Source organism: Sphingomonas sp. PvP055, assembly GCF_040546365.1.
Lineage (GTDB): Bacteria > Pseudomonadota > Alphaproteobacteria > Sphingomonadales > Sphingomonadaceae > Sphingomonas > Sphingomonas echinoides_A.
Window position 1 is genome coordinate 2750054 of record NZ_JBEPNS010000001.1, and the last position, 16148, is coordinate 2766201.

General features: G+C 64.3%; 16 protein-coding genes and 1 pseudogene. 11 read left to right on the forward strand and 6 right to left on the reverse strand.

What is annotated here, in order from left to right:
• Positions 1 to 6 precede the first annotated feature (6 nt).
• From nadA to ABIC16_RS12980, 5 genes are all read right to left on the reverse strand, one after another.
• Positions 7 to 1017, reverse strand: coding sequence for a quinolinate synthase NadA (nadA, locus tag ABIC16_RS12960; RefSeq protein ID WP_354292323.1), 1011 nt, complete (start codon positions 1015 to 1017; stop codon positions 7 to 9).
• Between the two features lie 77 nt (positions 1018 to 1094).
• On the reverse strand, positions 1095 to 1778 hold the full coding sequence (locus ABIC16_RS12965) for a DUF4230 domain-containing protein (RefSeq protein WP_354291417.1): 684 nt from the start codon (positions 1776 to 1778) through the stop codon (positions 1095 to 1097).
• Complete coding sequence (locus ABIC16_RS12970; protein ID WP_354291418.1) at positions 1775 to 2632, reverse strand: MBL fold metallo-hydrolase; 858 nt, start codon at positions 2630 to 2632, stop codon at positions 1775 to 1777. The genes ABIC16_RS12965 and ABIC16_RS12970 overlap by 4 nt, the downstream gene beginning before the upstream one ends.
• A gap of 365 nt (positions 2633 to 2997) precedes the next feature.
• Positions 2998 to 4734, reverse strand: coding sequence for a M56 family metallopeptidase (locus ABIC16_RS12975; protein ID WP_354291419.1), 1737 nt, complete (start codon positions 4732 to 4734; stop codon positions 2998 to 3000).
• Positions 4731 to 5099, reverse strand: coding sequence for a BlaI/MecI/CopY family transcriptional regulator (locus tag ABIC16_RS12980; RefSeq protein WP_277968353.1), 369 nt, complete (start codon positions 5097 to 5099; stop codon positions 4731 to 4733). The genes ABIC16_RS12975 and ABIC16_RS12980 overlap by 4 nt, the downstream gene beginning before the upstream one ends.
• A 159-nt stretch (positions 5100 to 5258) precedes the next feature.
• Here ABIC16_RS12980 and ABIC16_RS12985 point away from each other — a divergent pair, with 159 nt between their 5' ends.
• The 7 genes from ABIC16_RS12985 to ABIC16_RS13015 all read left to right on the forward strand — a co-directional run bounded on the left by ABIC16_RS12985 (position 5259) and on the right by ABIC16_RS13015 (position 11744).
• Positions 5259 to 5951 (forward strand): VIT1/CCC1 transporter family protein, encoded by a 693-nt coding sequence (locus ABIC16_RS12985; protein ID WP_354291420.1) that lies wholly within the window; start codon positions 5259 to 5261, stop codon positions 5949 to 5951.
• 70 nt (positions 5952 to 6021) lie between these two features.
• A complete protein-coding gene (locus tag ABIC16_RS12990) occupies positions 6022 to 6723 on the forward strand; it encodes a CoA transferase subunit A (RefSeq protein WP_354291421.1) in 702 nt (233 codons plus the stop codon).
• Between the two features lie 176 nt (positions 6724 to 6899).
• Positions 6900 to 7751 carry an HAD family acid phosphatase gene (locus ABIC16_RS12995; protein ID WP_354291422.1) on the forward strand — a complete coding sequence of 284 codons (852 nt, stop codon included), beginning with the start codon at positions 6900 to 6902 and terminating at the stop codon, positions 7749 to 7751.
• Positions 7751 to 8401, forward strand: coding sequence for a CoA transferase subunit B (locus tag ABIC16_RS13000; RefSeq protein ID WP_354291423.1), 651 nt, complete (start codon positions 7751 to 7753; stop codon positions 8399 to 8401). Before ABIC16_RS12995 ends, ABIC16_RS13000 begins: the two co-directional genes overlap by 1 nt.
• Positions 8402 to 8518: 117 nt before the next feature.
• The gene (gene leuC / locus ABIC16_RS13005; RefSeq protein ID WP_354291424.1) at positions 8519 to 9952 is read left to right on the forward strand and encodes a 3-isopropylmalate dehydratase large subunit; all 1434 of its coding nucleotides are present in this window, start codon (positions 8519 to 8521) and stop codon (positions 9950 to 9952) included.
• A 201-nt stretch (positions 9953 to 10153) separates the two neighbouring features.
• Positions 10154 to 10783 carry a 3-isopropylmalate dehydratase small subunit gene (leuD, locus tag ABIC16_RS13010; protein WP_277968359.1) on the forward strand — a complete coding sequence of 210 codons (630 nt, stop codon included), beginning with the start codon at positions 10154 to 10156 and terminating at the stop codon, positions 10781 to 10783.
• Positions 10746 to 11744 (forward strand): NADPH:quinone oxidoreductase family protein, encoded by a 999-nt coding sequence (locus ABIC16_RS13015; RefSeq protein ID WP_354291425.1) that lies wholly within the window; start codon positions 10746 to 10748, stop codon positions 11742 to 11744. Before leuD ends, ABIC16_RS13015 begins: the two co-directional genes overlap by 38 nt.
• 80 nt (positions 11745 to 11824) lie before the next feature.
• On the opposite strand, the pseudogene ABIC16_RS13020 reads toward ABIC16_RS13015, so the two are convergent.
• Positions 11825 to 13259 (reverse strand): annotated as a pseudogene (locus ABIC16_RS13020) (Nramp family divalent metal transporter).
• 144 nt (positions 13260 to 13403) lie between these two features.
• On the opposite strand from ABIC16_RS13020, the gene ABIC16_RS13025 reads away from it, so the two are divergent.
• From ABIC16_RS13025 to ABIC16_RS13040, 4 genes are all read left to right on the forward strand, one after another.
• Positions 13404 to 13727, forward strand: coding sequence for a DUF1476 domain-containing protein (locus ABIC16_RS13025; protein ID WP_277968362.1), 324 nt, complete (start codon positions 13404 to 13406; stop codon positions 13725 to 13727).
• Complete coding sequence (locus ABIC16_RS13030; protein WP_354291426.1) at positions 13727 to 13966, forward strand: BolA/IbaG family iron-sulfur metabolism protein; 240 nt, start codon at positions 13727 to 13729, stop codon at positions 13964 to 13966. Before ABIC16_RS13025 ends, ABIC16_RS13030 begins: the two co-directional genes overlap by 1 nt.
• Before the next feature lie 5 nt (positions 13967 to 13971).
• Positions 13972 to 14304, forward strand: a complete 333-nt coding sequence (gene grxD, locus ABIC16_RS13035; protein ID WP_277968364.1) for a Grx4 family monothiol glutaredoxin — start codon at positions 13972 to 13974, stop codon at positions 14302 to 14304.
• A gap of 202 nt (positions 14305 to 14506) precedes the next feature.
• A complete protein-coding gene (locus tag ABIC16_RS13040) occupies positions 14507 to 16138 on the forward strand; it encodes a thiamine pyrophosphate-binding protein (RefSeq protein WP_354291427.1) in 1632 nt (543 codons plus the stop codon).
• Positions 16139 to 16148 lie beyond the last annotated feature (10 nt).

Sequence of the window (16148 nt, forward strand, 5' to 3'; positions counted from 1 at the left end):
CGCGAGTCAGTCCCCCGATACGCGCAGCGGGCCAAGGTCGCCCATCCCGACCGTCCCGCTCGCCATCGCGAGCATTGCGTCGAGGCTCTTCTTCGCGCGCAGCCGCAGACCTTCTTCGATCTCGATCCGCGGACTGAGGTCGCGAAGCGCGACGTACAGCTTTTCCATCGTGTTGAGCGCCATGTACGGGCAGATGTTGCAATTGCAGTTGCCGTCCGCCCCCGGCGCCCCGATGAAGTTCTTGAGCGGCGCCGCTTTCTCCATCTGGTGGATGATATGCGGCTCGGTCGCGACGATCAGCGTATCGCCTGGCATCGTATCCGCAAACGCGAGGATCCCGCTGGTCGACCCGACATAATCGGCATGATCGAGGATGTACGGCGGGCATTCGGGATGCGCCGCGACCGGCGCGCCCGGATGCTGCAGTTGCAGCTTGAGCAACTCGGTCTCGCTGAACGCCTCGTGCACGATGCACACGCCCGGCCACAGCAGCATTTCGCGCCCGGTCTTGCGCGCGAGATACCCGCCGAGGTTCTTGTCCGGCCCGAAGATGATCTTCTGGTCGAGCGGGATCTGGCTGAGGATCTTCTCGGCCGACGACGACGTGACGATCACGTCCGACAGCGCCTTCACCTCGGTCGAGCAGTTGATGTAGGTCAGCGCGATGTGATCGGGATGTGCGGCACGGAACGCGGCGAACTGGTCGGGCGGGCAACTGTCCTCCAGGCTGCACCCGGCATCCAGATCGGGGAGCACGACGATCTTCTCGGGGCTGAGGATCTTCGCGGTTTCCGCCATGAAGCGCACGCCGCAGAACGCGATGACGTCGGCATCGGTCGCCGCCGCCTTCTTCGACAGGTCCAGACTGTCCCCGACAAAATCCGCCAGGTCCTGAATTTCGGGCTTCTGATAATAATGCGCCAGAATCACCGCGTTGCGATCCTTGCGCAACCGGTCGATCTCCGCACGCAGGTCGAGACCCGTCAACGTTCCGCCAATACCACCGCGTGCGTCCATGAGCATCCTCCCGCCTTTACAGCGCTGCACATGGCCCCGGCGGCGGCGGCGATCAACCCATCACGGTACACCCATGATTAGCGGCGGTTACCCAGCACCTCCGCGATCGAGCGCGTGGTGTCCCAAACTTCGCTATTGTCGTGCGCCTCGTCGGCGAAACGCACCTTCACGGTCGCGTCCAGGCCAGCGGCGCTCAACGGCAGCGCGAAGCTTCGCTCCACCGCGCGGCGGGTCGCATCGCGCGCGAGCTTCATCGGCACCGGCTCATGCGCCTGGCGAATCAATTCGCGCTGCCCGGCGGCCCGGTTCGCCGCCTGCAATCTGGCGTCCGCGTCGCTGATCGCGGACAGCAGACCACCCTCGCCATATTCGCGGATTTGCGTCAGGTCGATCTGCGGCGGGGAAACCTCGATCGGCGGGAGCGTCACGCCCAGCGTCCGGGTCTTGGCGTCCCACGTCACGTCGCGCGCGGTCAGCTTCGCCATGTCGACGCGATATTCGACATTGCCGGGCATGATCAGCGTCTTCTGGCTCGTCAGGCCATATTGTGACTGGGTCGAGGTGGACACCGCGACATAGCGCGCCGCAAAGGCGGAAAGCCGGTTCTGCTCGCGCAGCCCCTGCAACGATCCACTCACGATCGTCACCGGGTCGGGGCCAGCCAGCTTGTGCTCGACCATCGCCCCAAGGCCCCAGAACAGCGCGAGCACGAACAGCGCGAGCAGCGCCAGCGCGCCCGCGAATTTCCCTAGAAAGCTCATGCCACCACGCTCCACACGTCGCCCGCCGACCGAACCTGCCCGCGCTGCGCCAGATCGATCAGATGCGCGAGGACCGAGCGTTCGGCGGCGGGGAACAGCCGCGGGTCGATCCCGACATACATTCGCCCGACCATTGCCGGGACCGTCTCGGGCGCGGTGCGCAGCATCCGCAGGACTTGTCCTTCGCGCTGCTTGCGATGCCCGAGCATCCCACGCACCAACCGCTGCGGGCTCTCGATCGGGTCCCCATGCCCCGGATAATAGATCCGGTCGTCGCGCGGGAGCAGCTTCTCGAGGCTCGCCATATAGGCGCCCATGTCGCCGTCAGGCGGGGAGACGATGCTCGTCGACCAGCCCATGACATGATCCCCCGAGAACAACGCCTTCGTCTCGGGCAAGGCAAAGGCGAGGTGGTTGGAGGTGTGGCCCGGCGTCGGAATCGCGGTCAGCGTCCAGCCTTCCCCACTGATGCTTTCGCCTTCGCGCAGCACGCGATCGGGCACATATTCCGTGTCGAACGCCGCATCCGCGCGCGGCCCGAGATCTTGCAACGTCAGCGGTGCGCAGCCGATGATCGGCGCGCCGGTGATCGCGGCGAGCGGACGCGTCGCCGGGCTATGGTCGCGGTGGGTATGCGTCGCCACGATCGCGGTGACGCGCCGCCCCGCAATCGCCGCGACCAGCGCGGCGATATGCGCGGGGTCGTCGGGTCCGGGGTCGATGATCGCAAGGTCGGTCGTCCCGACCAGATGCACTTGCGTCCCGGTATAGGTGAAAGGCGACGGGTTCGGCGCCAGCACGCGTGCCACAAGAGGTTCGCGCTGTTCGGGCACCCCGGTCTGTTGCTCGCTCATCGCATCGAAATGGCGGCTCGCGGCGTGGCGCGCAACCCCGCGCCGCGTGCGGCCCCGGCGAAAGCGCCTCCGCCTGCAGCCCTTGCGGCTCCCCGTGGGGGCGAGACCTCCGGCGAACCGCTGTCCGTTCTCCTGCGAAGGCAAGAGCCCAGGAGTCACACGCGCCGCGCAGGGTTGGATTGCCTGGCTGGGTTCCTGCCTCCGCAGGAAAACCGCGTCCCGCTCGGGAAGCGCCAGTCGTCCTGCCTCTTGGGACACGGCAGAGGCGGCGCGCAACTGTTCGAAGCCCTCAGCTTCCCCGGAGCACGCCTCCGGTTGCGCGCAATCTCCATGCCCGGAGGCAACGCCTCCGGGGATGGATCGGATCACCGCGCGCGCGCTACGTTGCTTTCGAGTTCCGCAATTGACGTATTCATCGCATCCAGCGCGGACCGCCGCGCCTCGGTTGGCACGTTGCGGTTGACGAGCATCCGCGCCCGCGCCGTCCGCAACCCGTCGAGTGCCTGGCGATACGCGCGCTGTTCCATCAGACGCCCGTTCATTGCCAGTTGCGCGCCCCTTGCCGCCGCCGCAGCCCCCCGCGCCTCGGCTGCCGCAATCCGATCGGTGCACACCGTGATCTGCCGACGGCCGCCCCGTTCTTCCTCGAGCGTCATCCGGCGGGGATCGCCCCGCGTACCGCACGCCATCGAGCGGACTTCGGGAACCTTCGGCACCGCCGGGATCGCGGGTGGCGCCGGCAGGTGCACGACCGTGCCGTCCTGCTGGATCAGCGTCGACTGACCGTCGCGACCGAGCTTTACGTACTTGCCGTGCCGCACCACGCGTTTGCCGTTCTCGTCGACTGTGACGACGGTGGTTCCCCCCTTCCCCTCCCACACAGGCGGCGGAACGGGAACGTGCGGTGCCTGCGGGGCTTGGGGCGGCTGCGCGGCCCAGCTCTGGTCCGGACGGGTTTCGGGCGCAGCGATCGCCGGGCGTGCCGCTACCACTTCGCCGGGGACGTCGGGCGTTTCCGGCGTTTCGGGGGTCGGCGGCACGGTTGGGAGTGCTGCATCCGGATATTGCGGGGTGTCCGGTGCGGATGGCGGCACGAGCGCAGCGATGTCCACGCCGGTCGCGCGTTCCACGTCGGAGCGAACCCGCGCCGCTGCCGCACTGCCCGAGGCGGTCAGGCCGAGCCCGCCGAGCGTCAGCACCGCGATCAGCGCGCCGCCGCCCGCGAGCCGGAGCCGCGAGGTGCGCCGCGTCGTCAGCATCCGCAGCCGCCGCTTGAGGTCGTCGACGGTGTTGAGATGGCAGGTCGCGGCGACGGTGCCATACAGCGCCGGATGCGCGGCCTTGACGATCGCGCAGGCATAGGTGTGGCGGCGCATCGGGTTCATCCCCGCGAGCACCCGCGCGTCGTTGGCGATTTCCTGGTCGGCGCGAAACGCGCGAAAGGCGCGCCACGCGACCGGATTGAACCAATGGACCGCGAGCACGCCGAGCGCGATCCAGTTCGCGATCAGATCGCCGCGCGCATGATGGCCAAGCTCATGCGCGAGCGCCAAATCGCGTTCCTCGGGCTCATACCGTGCCGCGAAATCGCGCGGGAAAGCGACGTACCGCCGCACCACCCCGAAGGCGAGCGGGCCGCTCGCCGCATCGCTTTCGATCACGCGGACGCCGTCCAGCTCGATCTGTTGCGACACGCTCGACAGCATCCGGTTGCAGAACCGGCGATGCGACAGCGCATGCCACACAAAAAAACCGCCGGCCCCGACCAGCCACACCAGCGCGATCATCGGCAGGATCCACGCGCTGCCCGCCGCCGATGTGGCCTGTGCGCTGTGTTCGGCCAGCAGCAAACCGACCGTATCGGCGTTAAAGTGCAGCGGAACGACGGCCGCTTGCGGCATTAGGACGTGTGCTGCGGCGGTCCACGCGGCCGGCAGCGGCGGCAGGACAAGTCGTAGCACCGGCAGTGCCCACAACGCATAAGCGACATTGGCCCCGAACGCGCGCCGCACGGGTTCGCGCAACACCAGCACCACGATCATCAGGACGCTCGACGCGATCAGCGCCTCGATTGCCCAGCTTGCTCCGACCGGCCCGATCATCCCTTCAGTCCCTTCAACAGAACCTCGATCTCCGCGATATCCTGCGCGGTCAGTTCATCGCGTTCGGCAAGATGCGCGACCAGCGGGGTCAGTTTCCCGCCGAACAACCGGTCGATCAAGCGTTTTGATTCGCCTGCGACATAATCCGTACGCTGCACCAGCGGCCGGTACAAATAGCGTCGGCCATCCGCTTCATGCGCAATGATGTTTTTCGCAAGCAACCGGCCCAGCAAGGTCTTGACGGTATTGGCGGTCCAGTCGCGCGTCGCGGGAATCCGCTCGGCCACGTCTTGCGCGGTCAGCGGGCTTTCGTCCCACAGCACTTCCATGACGGTATGCTCGGCATCGCTGATCTTCTCTGGCATTCGAGTCGCCTCCGTACTGATTACAGCTGTAATCGTATCGATTACATCCGTAGTCAAGAGCCGTACCGCGGGCGCTGTAGGCAACCTTCGCGACTTTTGCCGTCGACGCGCCGTCCCAAGCGTCTGGCTTGCCACCGCCAACCGCGCTACGCCCCGGACATGATCCGCCCCCCCGAAAAGCACCTCGTCCAGCGCGTCGGCTGGCTCCGCGCCGCCGTCCTCGGCGCCAACGACGGAATTCTGTCGACCGCCAGCCTGATCGTCGGCGTCGCCGCCGCCGCGCGGGCGCCCTCCGAAGTCGTACTGACGGGCGTCGCCGGGCTGGTCGCCGGGGCGATGTCGATGGCGGCGGGGGAATATGTCTCGGTCAGTTCGCAATCCGACACAGAAGCCGCCGATCGCCGCCGGGAAGCCGCCGAAATCGATGACGATCCCAAGGCCGAGACGCGCGAACTCGCGGCGATCTACCGCCACCGCGGGCTCGATGCCGCCCTGTCGCTCCAGGTCGCGCAGCAACTGATGGCGCACGATGCGCTCGGCGCGCACATGCGGGACGAACTGGGCATCCACGAGGTGATGGAGGCGCGTCCGGTACAGGCTGCGCTGGCGTCCGCCGCAAGCTTCGCGCTGGGGGCGATTTTCCCCGTGCTGATGGCGTTCCTGTTCCGCGGCACCGCCTTGATCGAGGCGGTCGTCATGACAACGCTGGTTTTGCTCGCTTTGCTCGGCGCGACCGGTGCGCGGATCGGGGGCGCACCGCTCGGGCGCGGCGCGCTGCGCGTGCTGTTCTGGGGCGCGCTGGCGATGGCGGTGACGGCCGGGATCGGCCATCTGGTCGGCGCGCAGGTCTGAGCTCTCCACGCGGGTTGACCCTCCGCCTCACCCCGCTCTAATCGGGGCACATCCTCCGAAAGGACCGTTCATGCGCAAGATCTATCCCAATGCCGCCGCCGCCCTGGAAGGGGTGCTCCACGACGGCATGATGATCTGCGCGGGCGGCTTCGGCCTTTGCGGCATTCCCGAACGCCTGATCGATGCGATCCGCGACGCCGGCACCAAGGACCTGACGATCGCAAGCAACAACGCTGGGATCGACGGCGAGGGCCTGGGCAAGCTGCTCCGCACCCGCCAGATCAAGAAGATGATCTCGAGCTACGTCGGCGAGAACAAGGAATTCGAACGGCAATATCTGGCGGGCGAACTAGAGGTCGAATTCTGTCCGCAAGGGACGCTGGCCGAGCGGTGCCGCGCAGGTGGCGCGGGTATCCCCGGCTTCTACACCAAGACGGGCGTCGGCACGCTCGTCGCCGAGGGCAAGGAAGTGAAGAGCTTCGACGGGGAGGACTATATCCTTGAACGCGGCATCCGCGCCGATCTCGCGATCATCAAGGCGTGGAAGGCGGACGAGAGCGGTAACCTGATCTTCCGCAAGACCGCGCGCAATTTCAACCAACCGATGGCGACGGCTGGCAAGGTCTGCGTCGCCGAGGTCGAGGAAATCGTGCCCGTCGGTGCGCTCGATCCAGACGCGATCCACTTGGCGGGCGTATATGTGCAGCGCCTCGTGCTCGGCGCGCCGTATGACAAGAAGATTGAATTCCGCACCGTCCGTGAGGCCGCGTGAAGAAGGGGCTTTCATTTAGCCCCTCCCCTTCAGGAGCGCCGGGTGAACAGCGCCCCGCGCTGTTCAGGTCATGCTGGGAGCATGACCGACCCGGCGCTGGGCTGGGGTGGGGAAGTCCAACAAGACCCGACTCTCTGCGAGGCACAGCCCCACCCCCTCCCCTGAAGGGGAGGGGCTTGATACTGGCTACACTGGCGCTCTCAGCCTGCACGACGACGACGCCGCCCGTCGCGGTCGCGCCGCTAAGCAGCCCCGCTGTCCCACCCGGGATGCAATATCTCTACGGCTCGGGCGAAGCCGCAGCGCAAGCGCTCCAGACCTGGCAACAGCTGACGCAATTCGCCGCGGGGGAAGTTGCAAAAGCCCCGACCGACTCCGCCGTCCTCGCCCCCGACGCCACGCTCGCCGCACCCAAATGGGTGCCCTGCGGCAACAAGCCAAAGGCCGCCGTCTTCGACGTCGACGAAACCGTTCTCCTCAACCTCGGCTTCGAGGCGAACGACGCCGCACACCCGGCGCCGTATGACCAAAAGACATGGGACGCCTGGGAGCTGACCGACCTCGACAAGGTCGCCCCACAACCCGGCGCAGTACAGGCGCTCGACGCGCTCCGCCGCTTGGGCGTGACCGTGATATTCAACACCAATCGCTCGGCAGCCCATGCCGACGTAACCCGCGCGACGATCGAGCGCGCCGGGCTCGGGCCGGCGGTGCATGGCGAAACGCTCTACCTCGCAGGCGACGATGCAATGGGCAGCCGCAAGGATGGCCGCCGCGCCACGATCGCGGCCAAGTTCTGCGTGGTCGCGATGGGCGGAGACCAGCTCGGCGATTTCAGCGACCTGTTCAACACTGCCCTCACTCCGCCCGCGCGGCGCGCCGCTGTCCAGCGCGAGCCAATTGCAGCCAAATTCGGGGCCGGCTGGTTCATCCTGCCAAACCCGGTGTACGGCAGCGCGCTCAAGGGCAGCTTCGACGACGTTTTCCCGCACGACAAACGCTGGGCCCCGCCCGCAGGAGACAAGTGATGGCCGATCAGGCAAAAGGCTGGACCCGGGACCAAATGGCCGCCCGCGCTGCGCAGGAGCTGCAGGACGGGTTCTACGTCAATCTCGGCATCGGCATTCCCACGCTGGTCGCCAACCACATTCCGCCGGGTGTGGAGGTGACACTGCAATCCGAGAACGGAATGCTCGGGATCGGCCCCTTCCCGCTCGCGGGCGAAGAAGATGCGGACCTTATCAATGCTGGCAAGCAGACGATCAGCGAATTGCCGCAAAGCGCCTATTTCAGCTCGTCCGATAGCTTCGCGATGATCCGTGGCGGCCACATCGACCTGACCGTCCTTGGCGCGATGGAAGTCGCCGAGAATGGCGACATCGCCAACTGGATGATCCCGGGCAAGATGATCAAGGGCATGGGCGGCGCGATGGATCTCGTCGCGGGCGTCAAGAAGATCATCGTCGTAATGGAGCATACGTCCAAGAACGGCGACCCCAAGTTCATTCCCGGCTGCACCCTGCCGCTGACCGGTAAGAACGTGGTCGATATGATCATTACCGATCTGGCCGTGTTCCAACGCGTGGATCACAAGTCTCCATTCAAACTGGTGGAAACCGCACCCGGCGTAAGCAACGACGAGATCGCGAGCAAAACGACCGCTTACTACGTCCTGTAGTACCACCTTCGCGGGGCTACGGTCAGGCGCTCGACGTCGACAAAATGACGTAGCCACTGCGCAACAAACGCGGTGCGTAACATTGCATTCACGCATTTTTCAGTTAAAGCGCGCAACATGTCCAGCCAACCCCTGACTTTGTACGAAAAGATTTGGGCCGATCACGTGGTCGAACGCCGCGACGATGGGACCTGCCTGATCTATATCGACCGCCACCTCGTCCATGAAGTTACGAGCCCGCAAGCGTTTGCCGGTCTGCGCGCTAACGGACGAAGCGTCCGTCGCCCCGATCTCACGCTCGCGGTTCCGGACCACAACCTCCCGACCACGCCGCGTCGCGATGCCAGCGGCGCGCGCCTGCCAATCGCGGATCCCGAAAGCGTACAGCAGCTCGATGCGCTCGAGCGCAACACGCGCGAGTTCGGCATCGATTACATCGACGCGATCGCAGCGGCGCAAGGGATCGTCCATGTCGTCGGCCCGGAGCAAGGCTTCACCCTTCCCGGCACGACATTGGTATGCGGCGACAGCCATACCTCGGCGCATGGCGCGCTCGGTGCGCTCGCCTTCGGGATCGGGACGAGCGAGGTCGAACACGTTCTCGCAACCCAGACCCTCTTGCTGAGCCAATCGAAGACGATGGAGATCCGCGTCGACGGCACGCTCGGCTTCGGGATCACACCTAAGGATGTCATCCTCGCGATCATCGGCAAGATCGGCGCTGCGGGCGGAACGGGCCATGTGCTTGAGTATACCGGGTCGATCATCCGGGAGATGTCGATCGAGGGCCGACTGACGGTTGCCAACATGTCGATCGAAGGGGGCGCCCGCGCGGGTCTGATTGCCCCGGACGATACGACGTTCACGTATCTTAAAGGCAAACCAATGGCCCCGAAGGGCGATGATTGGGATCGCGCGGTCGCCTATTGGCGTACGCTGCCGACCGACCCCGGCGCGCGCTATGACCGCACGGTCACGCTAGACGCGACCAACATCGCCCCGTTGCTGACGTGGGGTACGAGCCCGGAGGACGTCGTCGCGATCACGGGCACCGTTCCCGACCCCGATAGCTTCGCCGATCCGGCAAAGCGCGACGCGGCCCGCAAATCGCTCGAGTACATGGGGTTGACGGCGGGCACGGCGATGCAGGACGTCGGGATCGATTACGTGTTTATCGGCAGTTGCACGAACAGCCGCATCGAGGATTTGCGAGCTGCGGCTCAAGTCGCCAAAGGTCGGCACGTTGCGGATGGCGTCCATGCGCTGGTCGTTCCAGGCTCCGGACTGGTCAAGCGTCAGGCGGAGGCAGAGGGTCTCGACCGCATTTTTGTGTCAGCCGGTTTTGAATGGCGCGAACCGGGATGTTCGATGTGCCTTGCAATGAACCCCGATAAAGTACCGCCTGGTCTCCGCTGCGCTTCAACTTCGAACCGCAATTTCGTAGGGCGTCAAGGGCCGGGTGCGCGCACGCATCTGGTGTCGCCGGCCATGGCGGCGGCAGCCGCCGTTACCGGGCGATTGAGTGACGTGCGCGAATTTGTAACGGCGTAAGGGGGGACAAACCATGAAGCGTGTTCTGATTTTGTTGGTGATGGGCACATTGGCAAGCGGCATCGCCGCTTACGCCGCAACTGCGCGCACCAGCGCGAACGACGCGATTGCCGCCAAAGACCGGTGACCCCTGTGCAGACTGGTGCCGTTTTCCCCGGCTCCGGTGCGCCCGCCTGACGCGACAGACCATAGGATTAAGCGATGCAGCCCGTCACGCAAGTTTCCGGCACGGCCTACCCGTGGGGCCAGAAAAATGTCGATACCGACGTCATCATTCCGGCGCACTGGTTGAAGACGGTGACGCGCGAAGGCCTCGGCAAGGGCGCGTTTGAGACAGTGCGCGCTAAACCCGGCAACATTTTCGATGATCCCCGTTACCACGGCGCCCCGATCCTGATCGCTGGCGACAATTTTGGCTGCGGATCGAGTCGGGAACATGCGGCGTGGGCGCTTGCCGACCTGGGGATCACCGCCGTGGTTGCACCAAGCTTTTCCGATATTTTTTCCGGCAACGCGTTCAAGAACGGAATTGTCGCCGTGGTTTTGCCGCAGGCGGCGATCGATCGGCTTTTGGAAGTCGCACAGGATCAACCCGTGACGATCGATCTGGAAACGATGACCGTCACGACACCGTATCAGGACCGCTTTTCGTTCGAGCTCGATGCCTTCCGCCGACAGTGCCTGATGGAAGGGCTGGACGAGATCGGCCTGACACTGGCAAGAGATACCGCGATTTCGAAATACGAAGCCGGGGTAAGCGAACACCGGCCGTGGATGAGCGGAGAACGGGCGGATGCGAGCACTCTTGTCGAAAGCGCCGGGCGGACCTGAAACGCTAATCATGGACACGCTGCCCGATCCCGTGGCGGCATCGGGTCAGGTGGTGGTCGCGGTCAAGGCGTGCTCGATCAACTACCCCGACGTCCTGATCATCGAGGACAAGTATCAGTTCAAGCCACCTCGCCCGTTCGCGCCTGGCAGCGAAATTGCTGGTGTCGTAGAGAGTGTCGGCCCTGGTGTTACCGACTGGAAACCTGGCGACCGCGTGATTGCGACCACCGGCTCGGGCGGGCTGGTCGAAAAAGTCGCTCTGCCTGCGGCCAGCTTGTTCGCGCTCCCGGAAGGGCGCAGCTTCGCCGAGGGCGCGTCGCTACTGCTGACCTATGGCACCACCATCCATGCCCTGATCGATCGCGGCCGCCTGGCTGAGGGGCAAAGCCTGCTCGTCCTCGGCGCGGCCGGCGGAGTCGGGCTCGCTGCGATCGAACTGGGCAAGGCGTTCGGCGCACGCGTGGTCGCGGCGGTTTCGTCGGAGGAAAAGGCGCAGGCCGCCCGCGATGCCGGTGCCGACGCAACGATCATCTACGCCCGGGCACCGTTCGACAAGGATCAGTCCAAGGCGCTCGCCGAGCAATTCAAGGCGGCGGGCGGCGCAGGCGGCTACGACGTGATCTACGATCCGGTCGGGGGGGATTACGCCGAGCCCGCTCTCCGCTCGATCGGCTGGGAGGGCCGTTACCTCGTGGTCGGCTTTCCCGCCGGCATCCCGAAACTGCCGCTCAACCTGACCCTGCTCAAAAGCTGCGACGTCTGCGGCGTGTTCTGGGGAGCATTTGCGGCACGCGACCCCAAGGCAAACCGAGCTCATATCGACCGTCTTTTCCGGCTTTGGCAGGATGGCAAGATCGCGCCACGCGTAACCGAGACGTTCGCGTTCGAGGACGGTGGCAAGGCAATCGCGAAAATGGCCGCGCGGGGAGCGATCGGCAAACTCGTGGTTACGGTCGCATAATAGCAGCGACACGTGGGACGGGCATCCGCTCGTCCCACGGTATCGCAACACTTCCGCATTCGAAAATTCTTTCGGCCGGCTCAGGTCGGGCGGTAGACGAACCGCACGTAGCCAGCGAATCCGAGTATCGCGGCACCGATCAATCCCACCCAGATCGGCCCGATCGTCTCCCACAGCAGGTAGACGTTGAGCCCAGCGATCGCAGTGCAGATCGTGAAACCCACGAGCTTGACCCACAGCGGATTGGCATATTCCCCCATCCGCACCGGGCTGCTCGTCACCATCATCAGCGGGAAGATCGCGAACGGGAGCTGCATCGACAGCACGACCTGGCTCACGACCAGCAATTCCACCGTATCTTTCCCGCCCGTCGCGGAAATGACGATCAGGGCCGGAATGATCGCCAGTCCACGCGTCACCAGACGTCGCAGCCACGGGGCCACCCTGATGTTGAGAAAACCCTCCATCACGATTTGCCCCGCCAGTGTCCCGGTGATGGTACTGGATTGACCCGAGGCAAGCAGGGCCAGCGCAAAAGCAGTTGCCGCGGCACCACCCAGCGCCGGACGAAGCAACTGATGCGCTTCCTGCAATTCGGACACGACCATACCGTTCCGCCAGAAGACCGCTGCAGCCAGTATCAGGATCGCCGCGTTGACGAAAAACGCCATGCCCAGCGCGAGAATGAATGGTGTCGATCGTGTTGAACGCCAGAGCCGCTTTGACGTCGCGTTTCCCCGCGCCGAATGCGCGGGTCTGGACGATCGACGAGTGCAGATACAGATTGTGCGGCATGACCGTCGCGCCGAGAATCCCCAAGGCGATCAACAGCGCCGCGGTATTAGGTATCGCGGGCGTCACCGCCCCCAACACGACTGCGTTCCAGTCCGGTTTGGCCAGCACGATCGTGTACGCAAAACACAGCCCGATGGTCGCCACCAGAACGATGATGATTGCCTCGATCTTGCGAAACCCGCGGTTGACCAGCAACAGCAAGAGCAAGACATCGAGACCGGTCAGGACCACCCCCCACACCAGCGGCAACCCCAACAGCAAGTTGAGCGCGACCGCAGACCCGATCACTTCCGCCAAGTCGCACGCGATGATTGCAATCTCGCACAGCAACCATAGGGCAATCCCTACGGGACGTGCGTAATAGTCCCGACAGGATTGAGCGAGGTCGCGACCGGTGACGATCCCAAGCCGCGCGCACAACACCTGAAGGAAAATAGCCATTAGGTTCGATGCGAGAATGACCCACAGCAGCGTATAGCCGAACTGACTGCCCCCGGCGAGATCGGTGCCCCAATTGCCGGGATCCATATAGCCGACCGAAACGAGAAAACCCGGGCCCGCGAACGCCAGCCACTGCCGGAAGCGCGACCGCTTTGGGTCTCCCGACTCCCAAACCTTCACGCTGCGATGCGCTTCCGGCAGCGACCGTGTGGCGTGGGCAGAGTCGGCCGGTGCACCGAGCCGCTCGAACAGGGGACGTTTCGGGGGAGAAGATGCCATGCCTAGAAAGCCCTAACCGAACTCCGATGATTCTCCGACCCGGTTTTGCACGACGAACGTTCCGACAGCGATGCGTTGCACCAGCGCGACGCTGCCCCTATCTCCGTTACATCATTTCTTACCGTTTCCGGGGACCAACGTCACATGAGCAGCTTCGACGATCGCGAGCGCGCATTCGAAACCAAATTTGCACGTGACGAAGAGATGGCTTTCCGCATCATCGCCCGGCGCAACCGCTTGCTGGGGCATTGGGCGGCTGCGGAGATGCGGCTGACCAAGGAGGAGGCTGACGCCTATGCGACCGCGGTCGTCCAGGCTGATTTTGAGGAAGCCGGCGACGAAGACGTTATCCGCAAGCTGGTCAGCGATCTGACCGCCGCTAATATCGCGATCGACGAAGCCACCATTCGTCGCACGATCGAAGAGAAGACGATCGAGGCACGTCGCCAGTTGATGGGATCCGAATGATGCCAATGTCTGCTGACGAAATTGAAGCGCTGATCGTCGCCGGTATTCCCGATGCTCGAGTCGAGATGACCGATCTCGCGGGCGACGGCGACCATTGGGCCGCACGTGTCACCGCAGAAAGTTTCCGCGGCATGCCGCGGTTGAAGCAACAGCGCGCCGTTTACGCCGCGTTGGGCGATCGCATGGGGGGCGTGCTCCATGCACTGCAGCTCTCCACTGCCGTTCCTGTTCAGGAGTAATGATGATGACCGACGAATCCCACACCCGTATCGCCGAGATAGTCGGCAAGTCCGACGTTGTGCTGTTCATGAAGGGCAGCCCCCTCTTCCCGCAGTGCGGCTTTTCGAGCCGTGCGATCGCAATCCTCAACCATGTCGGCGTCGAGTTCGACAGTGTCGACGTTTTGCAGGACCAAGGCATCCGTCAGGGCATCAAAGCTTTCTCTGACTGGCCTACGATCCCGCAGCTCTATGTAAAGGGTGAATTTGTGGGCGGGTCCGACATCATGATGGAAATGTACGAGAGCGGCGAATTGGCTTCGCTCATGGAAGAACAAGGCGTCGCGAAGGCGCACTAAACCGGTCGGGTGGGTCTTCGCGGTCGCGCCGAAGCCCACCCTTCTGTTGGGGCATCGCCCGGCGCATGCTGACCACAAAAGTTTTGGATCATCTGCAACCAACGTTCCGTCTGACGGGACAATATGAAGCCCGAGCAAGGGGCTCCCCGGCGACCGTCACGGCCCTTTTGCGCTGCTGACGAAGCATCGCTAAGATCACGCCATGACATCGCTTTCTCCTCGCACCGGTGGCCGGATTTTGGTCGACAATCTTCTGGCGCAGGGGTGTGACCGCATCTTCACCGTACCGGGGGAAAGTTTTCTCGCGGTTCTGGATGCGTTGTACGATTCACCGCAGATCGACCTTACCGTTTGCCGGCAGGAAGGTGGCGTGGCGTTCATGGCGTGCGCAGATGGCGCCTTGACCGGGCGACCGGGCATTGCGTTCGTGACCCGTGGTCCGGGCGCTACCAACGCGTCGATCGGCGTTCACGTCGCCATGCAGGATTCGCAACCGATGATCTTGTTCATTGGCGATGTCGACCGCGGCACGCGGGATCGCGAGGCCTTTCAGGAAATCGACTTTCCGACGATGTTCGCGCCGATCGCGAAATGGGCGGCCAAGATCGATGATGCTCGCCGTATTCCCGAGTATGTTGCCCGGGCTTTCGCCGTTGCTATGTCTGGTCGTCCTGGACCTGTCGTCTTGGCGTTGCCCGAAGACATGCTGCTCGACGTCGTCGAAACTGTAGACCGTCCAAGGGTTGCGCCAGTCGTACAGGCTTGTGACCCGTTTCAGCTCCATGTCTTGGCAGAAATGCTGGAGGAGGCACAGCAGCCACTTGCCATCATCGGCGGCGCTGGGTGGAGCGCGCGAGCTGCCGAATCCTTCGGCATTTGGGCGGAACGGAGCGCACTTCCGGTTGCTGCCGCATTTCGTCGTCAGGATGCGCTGCCCAATACGTCGCCGGTCTGGGCCGGCAACCTTGGATATGGGCCCAACCCCGCCCTCGTAAAGCGAGTTCGAGAGGCTGACTTGCTGCTCGTCGTCGGCCCGCGACTGGGGGAGGCCACGACGGACGGTTACACGCTCGTCACGCCGGACCACGTTGGCCAGCGGCTCGTGCACGTTCACCCGGATGCGACTGAACTGGGCCAGACCTACCGTACCGATCTCGCGATTTGCGCGGACATGGGATCGTTCGCCGAGGCGCTTCACTCGATTACTTGCCGACCGCGGGACGGTACCGAAGCGCACGATGCGTATCTTGCGTGGTCGACACCGTTGCCACGACCTGACGTAACGCTCGATTTGGGACCGTGCGTCGCCGAGATGCGCGCGCAGCTGCCCGCCGACAGCATCATATGCAACGGCGCGGGAAACTACTCAGGCTGGTGGCATCGCTATTGGCGGTATGACGGACCTGGGACCCAGCTGGCGCCAACTGCCGGTGCCATGGGTTACGGCGTCCCGGCCGCCACCGCCGCCGCACTGCGATATCCTGGCCGGATGGTTGTCGCGCTTGCGGGGGACGGCTGCTTTCTGATGAACGGTCAGGAACTCGCGACCGCGGTTGCCCATAAAGCCGACATGCTGGTCATAATCGTCGACAACGCCGCCTACGGTACGATTCGAATGCATCAGGAACGCGCATTTCCCTCTCGTATCAGCGGGACAACGTTGAATAATCCGGATTTCGCAGCCTTGGGCCGCGCGTACGGTTGTTGGGCGGAAACTGTCGAAACGACCGGTTCGTTCGCCCCGGCCCTTGGACGCGCCATGGCGCAGACTGGGGTCAGGGTTCTTCACCTCAAAACCGACGTACGGGTGATCACGTCCGGAGGCATGCTCTAGACATAGCAAG

Bases quoted from the DNA above. Each gene is read 5' to 3' on its own strand.
- nadA (WP_354292323.1), bottom strand. From the start codon at position 1,017: ATGGACGCACGCGGTGGTATTGGCGGAACGTTGACGGGTCTCGACCTG.
- ABIC16_RS12965 (WP_354291417.1), bottom strand. From the start codon at position 1,778: ATGAGCTTTCTAGGGAAATTCGCGGGCGCGCTGGCGCTGCTCGCGCTG.
- ABIC16_RS12970 (WP_354291418.1), bottom strand. From the start codon at position 2,632: ATGAGCGAGCAACAGACCGGGGTGCCCGAACAGCGCGAACCTCTTGTG.
- ABIC16_RS12975 (WP_354291419.1), bottom strand. From the start codon at position 4,734: ATGATCGGGCCGGTCGGAGCAAGCTGGGCAATCGAGGCGCTGATCGCG.
- ABIC16_RS12980 (WP_277968353.1), bottom strand. From the start codon at position 5,099: ATGCCAGAGAAGATCAGCGATGCCGAGCATACCGTCATGGAAGTGCTG.
- ABIC16_RS12985 (WP_354291420.1), top strand. From the start codon at position 5,259: ATGATCCGCCCCCCCGAAAAGCACCTCGTCCAGCGCGTCGGCTGGCTC.
- ABIC16_RS12990 (WP_354291421.1), top strand. From the start codon at position 6,022: ATGCGCAAGATCTATCCCAATGCCGCCGCCGCCCTGGAAGGGGTGCTC.
- ABIC16_RS13000 (WP_354291423.1), top strand. From the start codon at position 7,751: ATGGCCGATCAGGCAAAAGGCTGGACCCGGGACCAAATGGCCGCCCGC.
- leuC (WP_354291424.1), top strand. From the start codon at position 8,519: ATGTCCAGCCAACCCCTGACTTTGTACGAAAAGATTTGGGCCGATCAC.
- leuD (WP_277968359.1), top strand. From the start codon at position 10,154: ATGCAGCCCGTCACGCAAGTTTCCGGCACGGCCTACCCGTGGGGCCAG.
- ABIC16_RS13015 (WP_354291425.1), top strand. From the start codon at position 10,746: ATGCGAGCACTCTTGTCGAAAGCGCCGGGCGGACCTGAAACGCTAATC.
- ABIC16_RS13025 (WP_277968362.1), top strand. From the start codon at position 13,404: ATGAGCAGCTTCGACGATCGCGAGCGCGCATTCGAAACCAAATTTGCA.
- ABIC16_RS13030 (WP_354291426.1), top strand. From the start codon at position 13,727: ATGCCAATGTCTGCTGACGAAATTGAAGCGCTGATCGTCGCCGGTATT.
- grxD (WP_277968364.1), top strand. From the start codon at position 13,972: ATGACCGACGAATCCCACACCCGTATCGCCGAGATAGTCGGCAAGTCC.
- ABIC16_RS13040 (WP_354291427.1), top strand. From the start codon at position 14,507: ATGACATCGCTTTCTCCTCGCACCGGTGGCCGGATTTTGGTCGACAAT.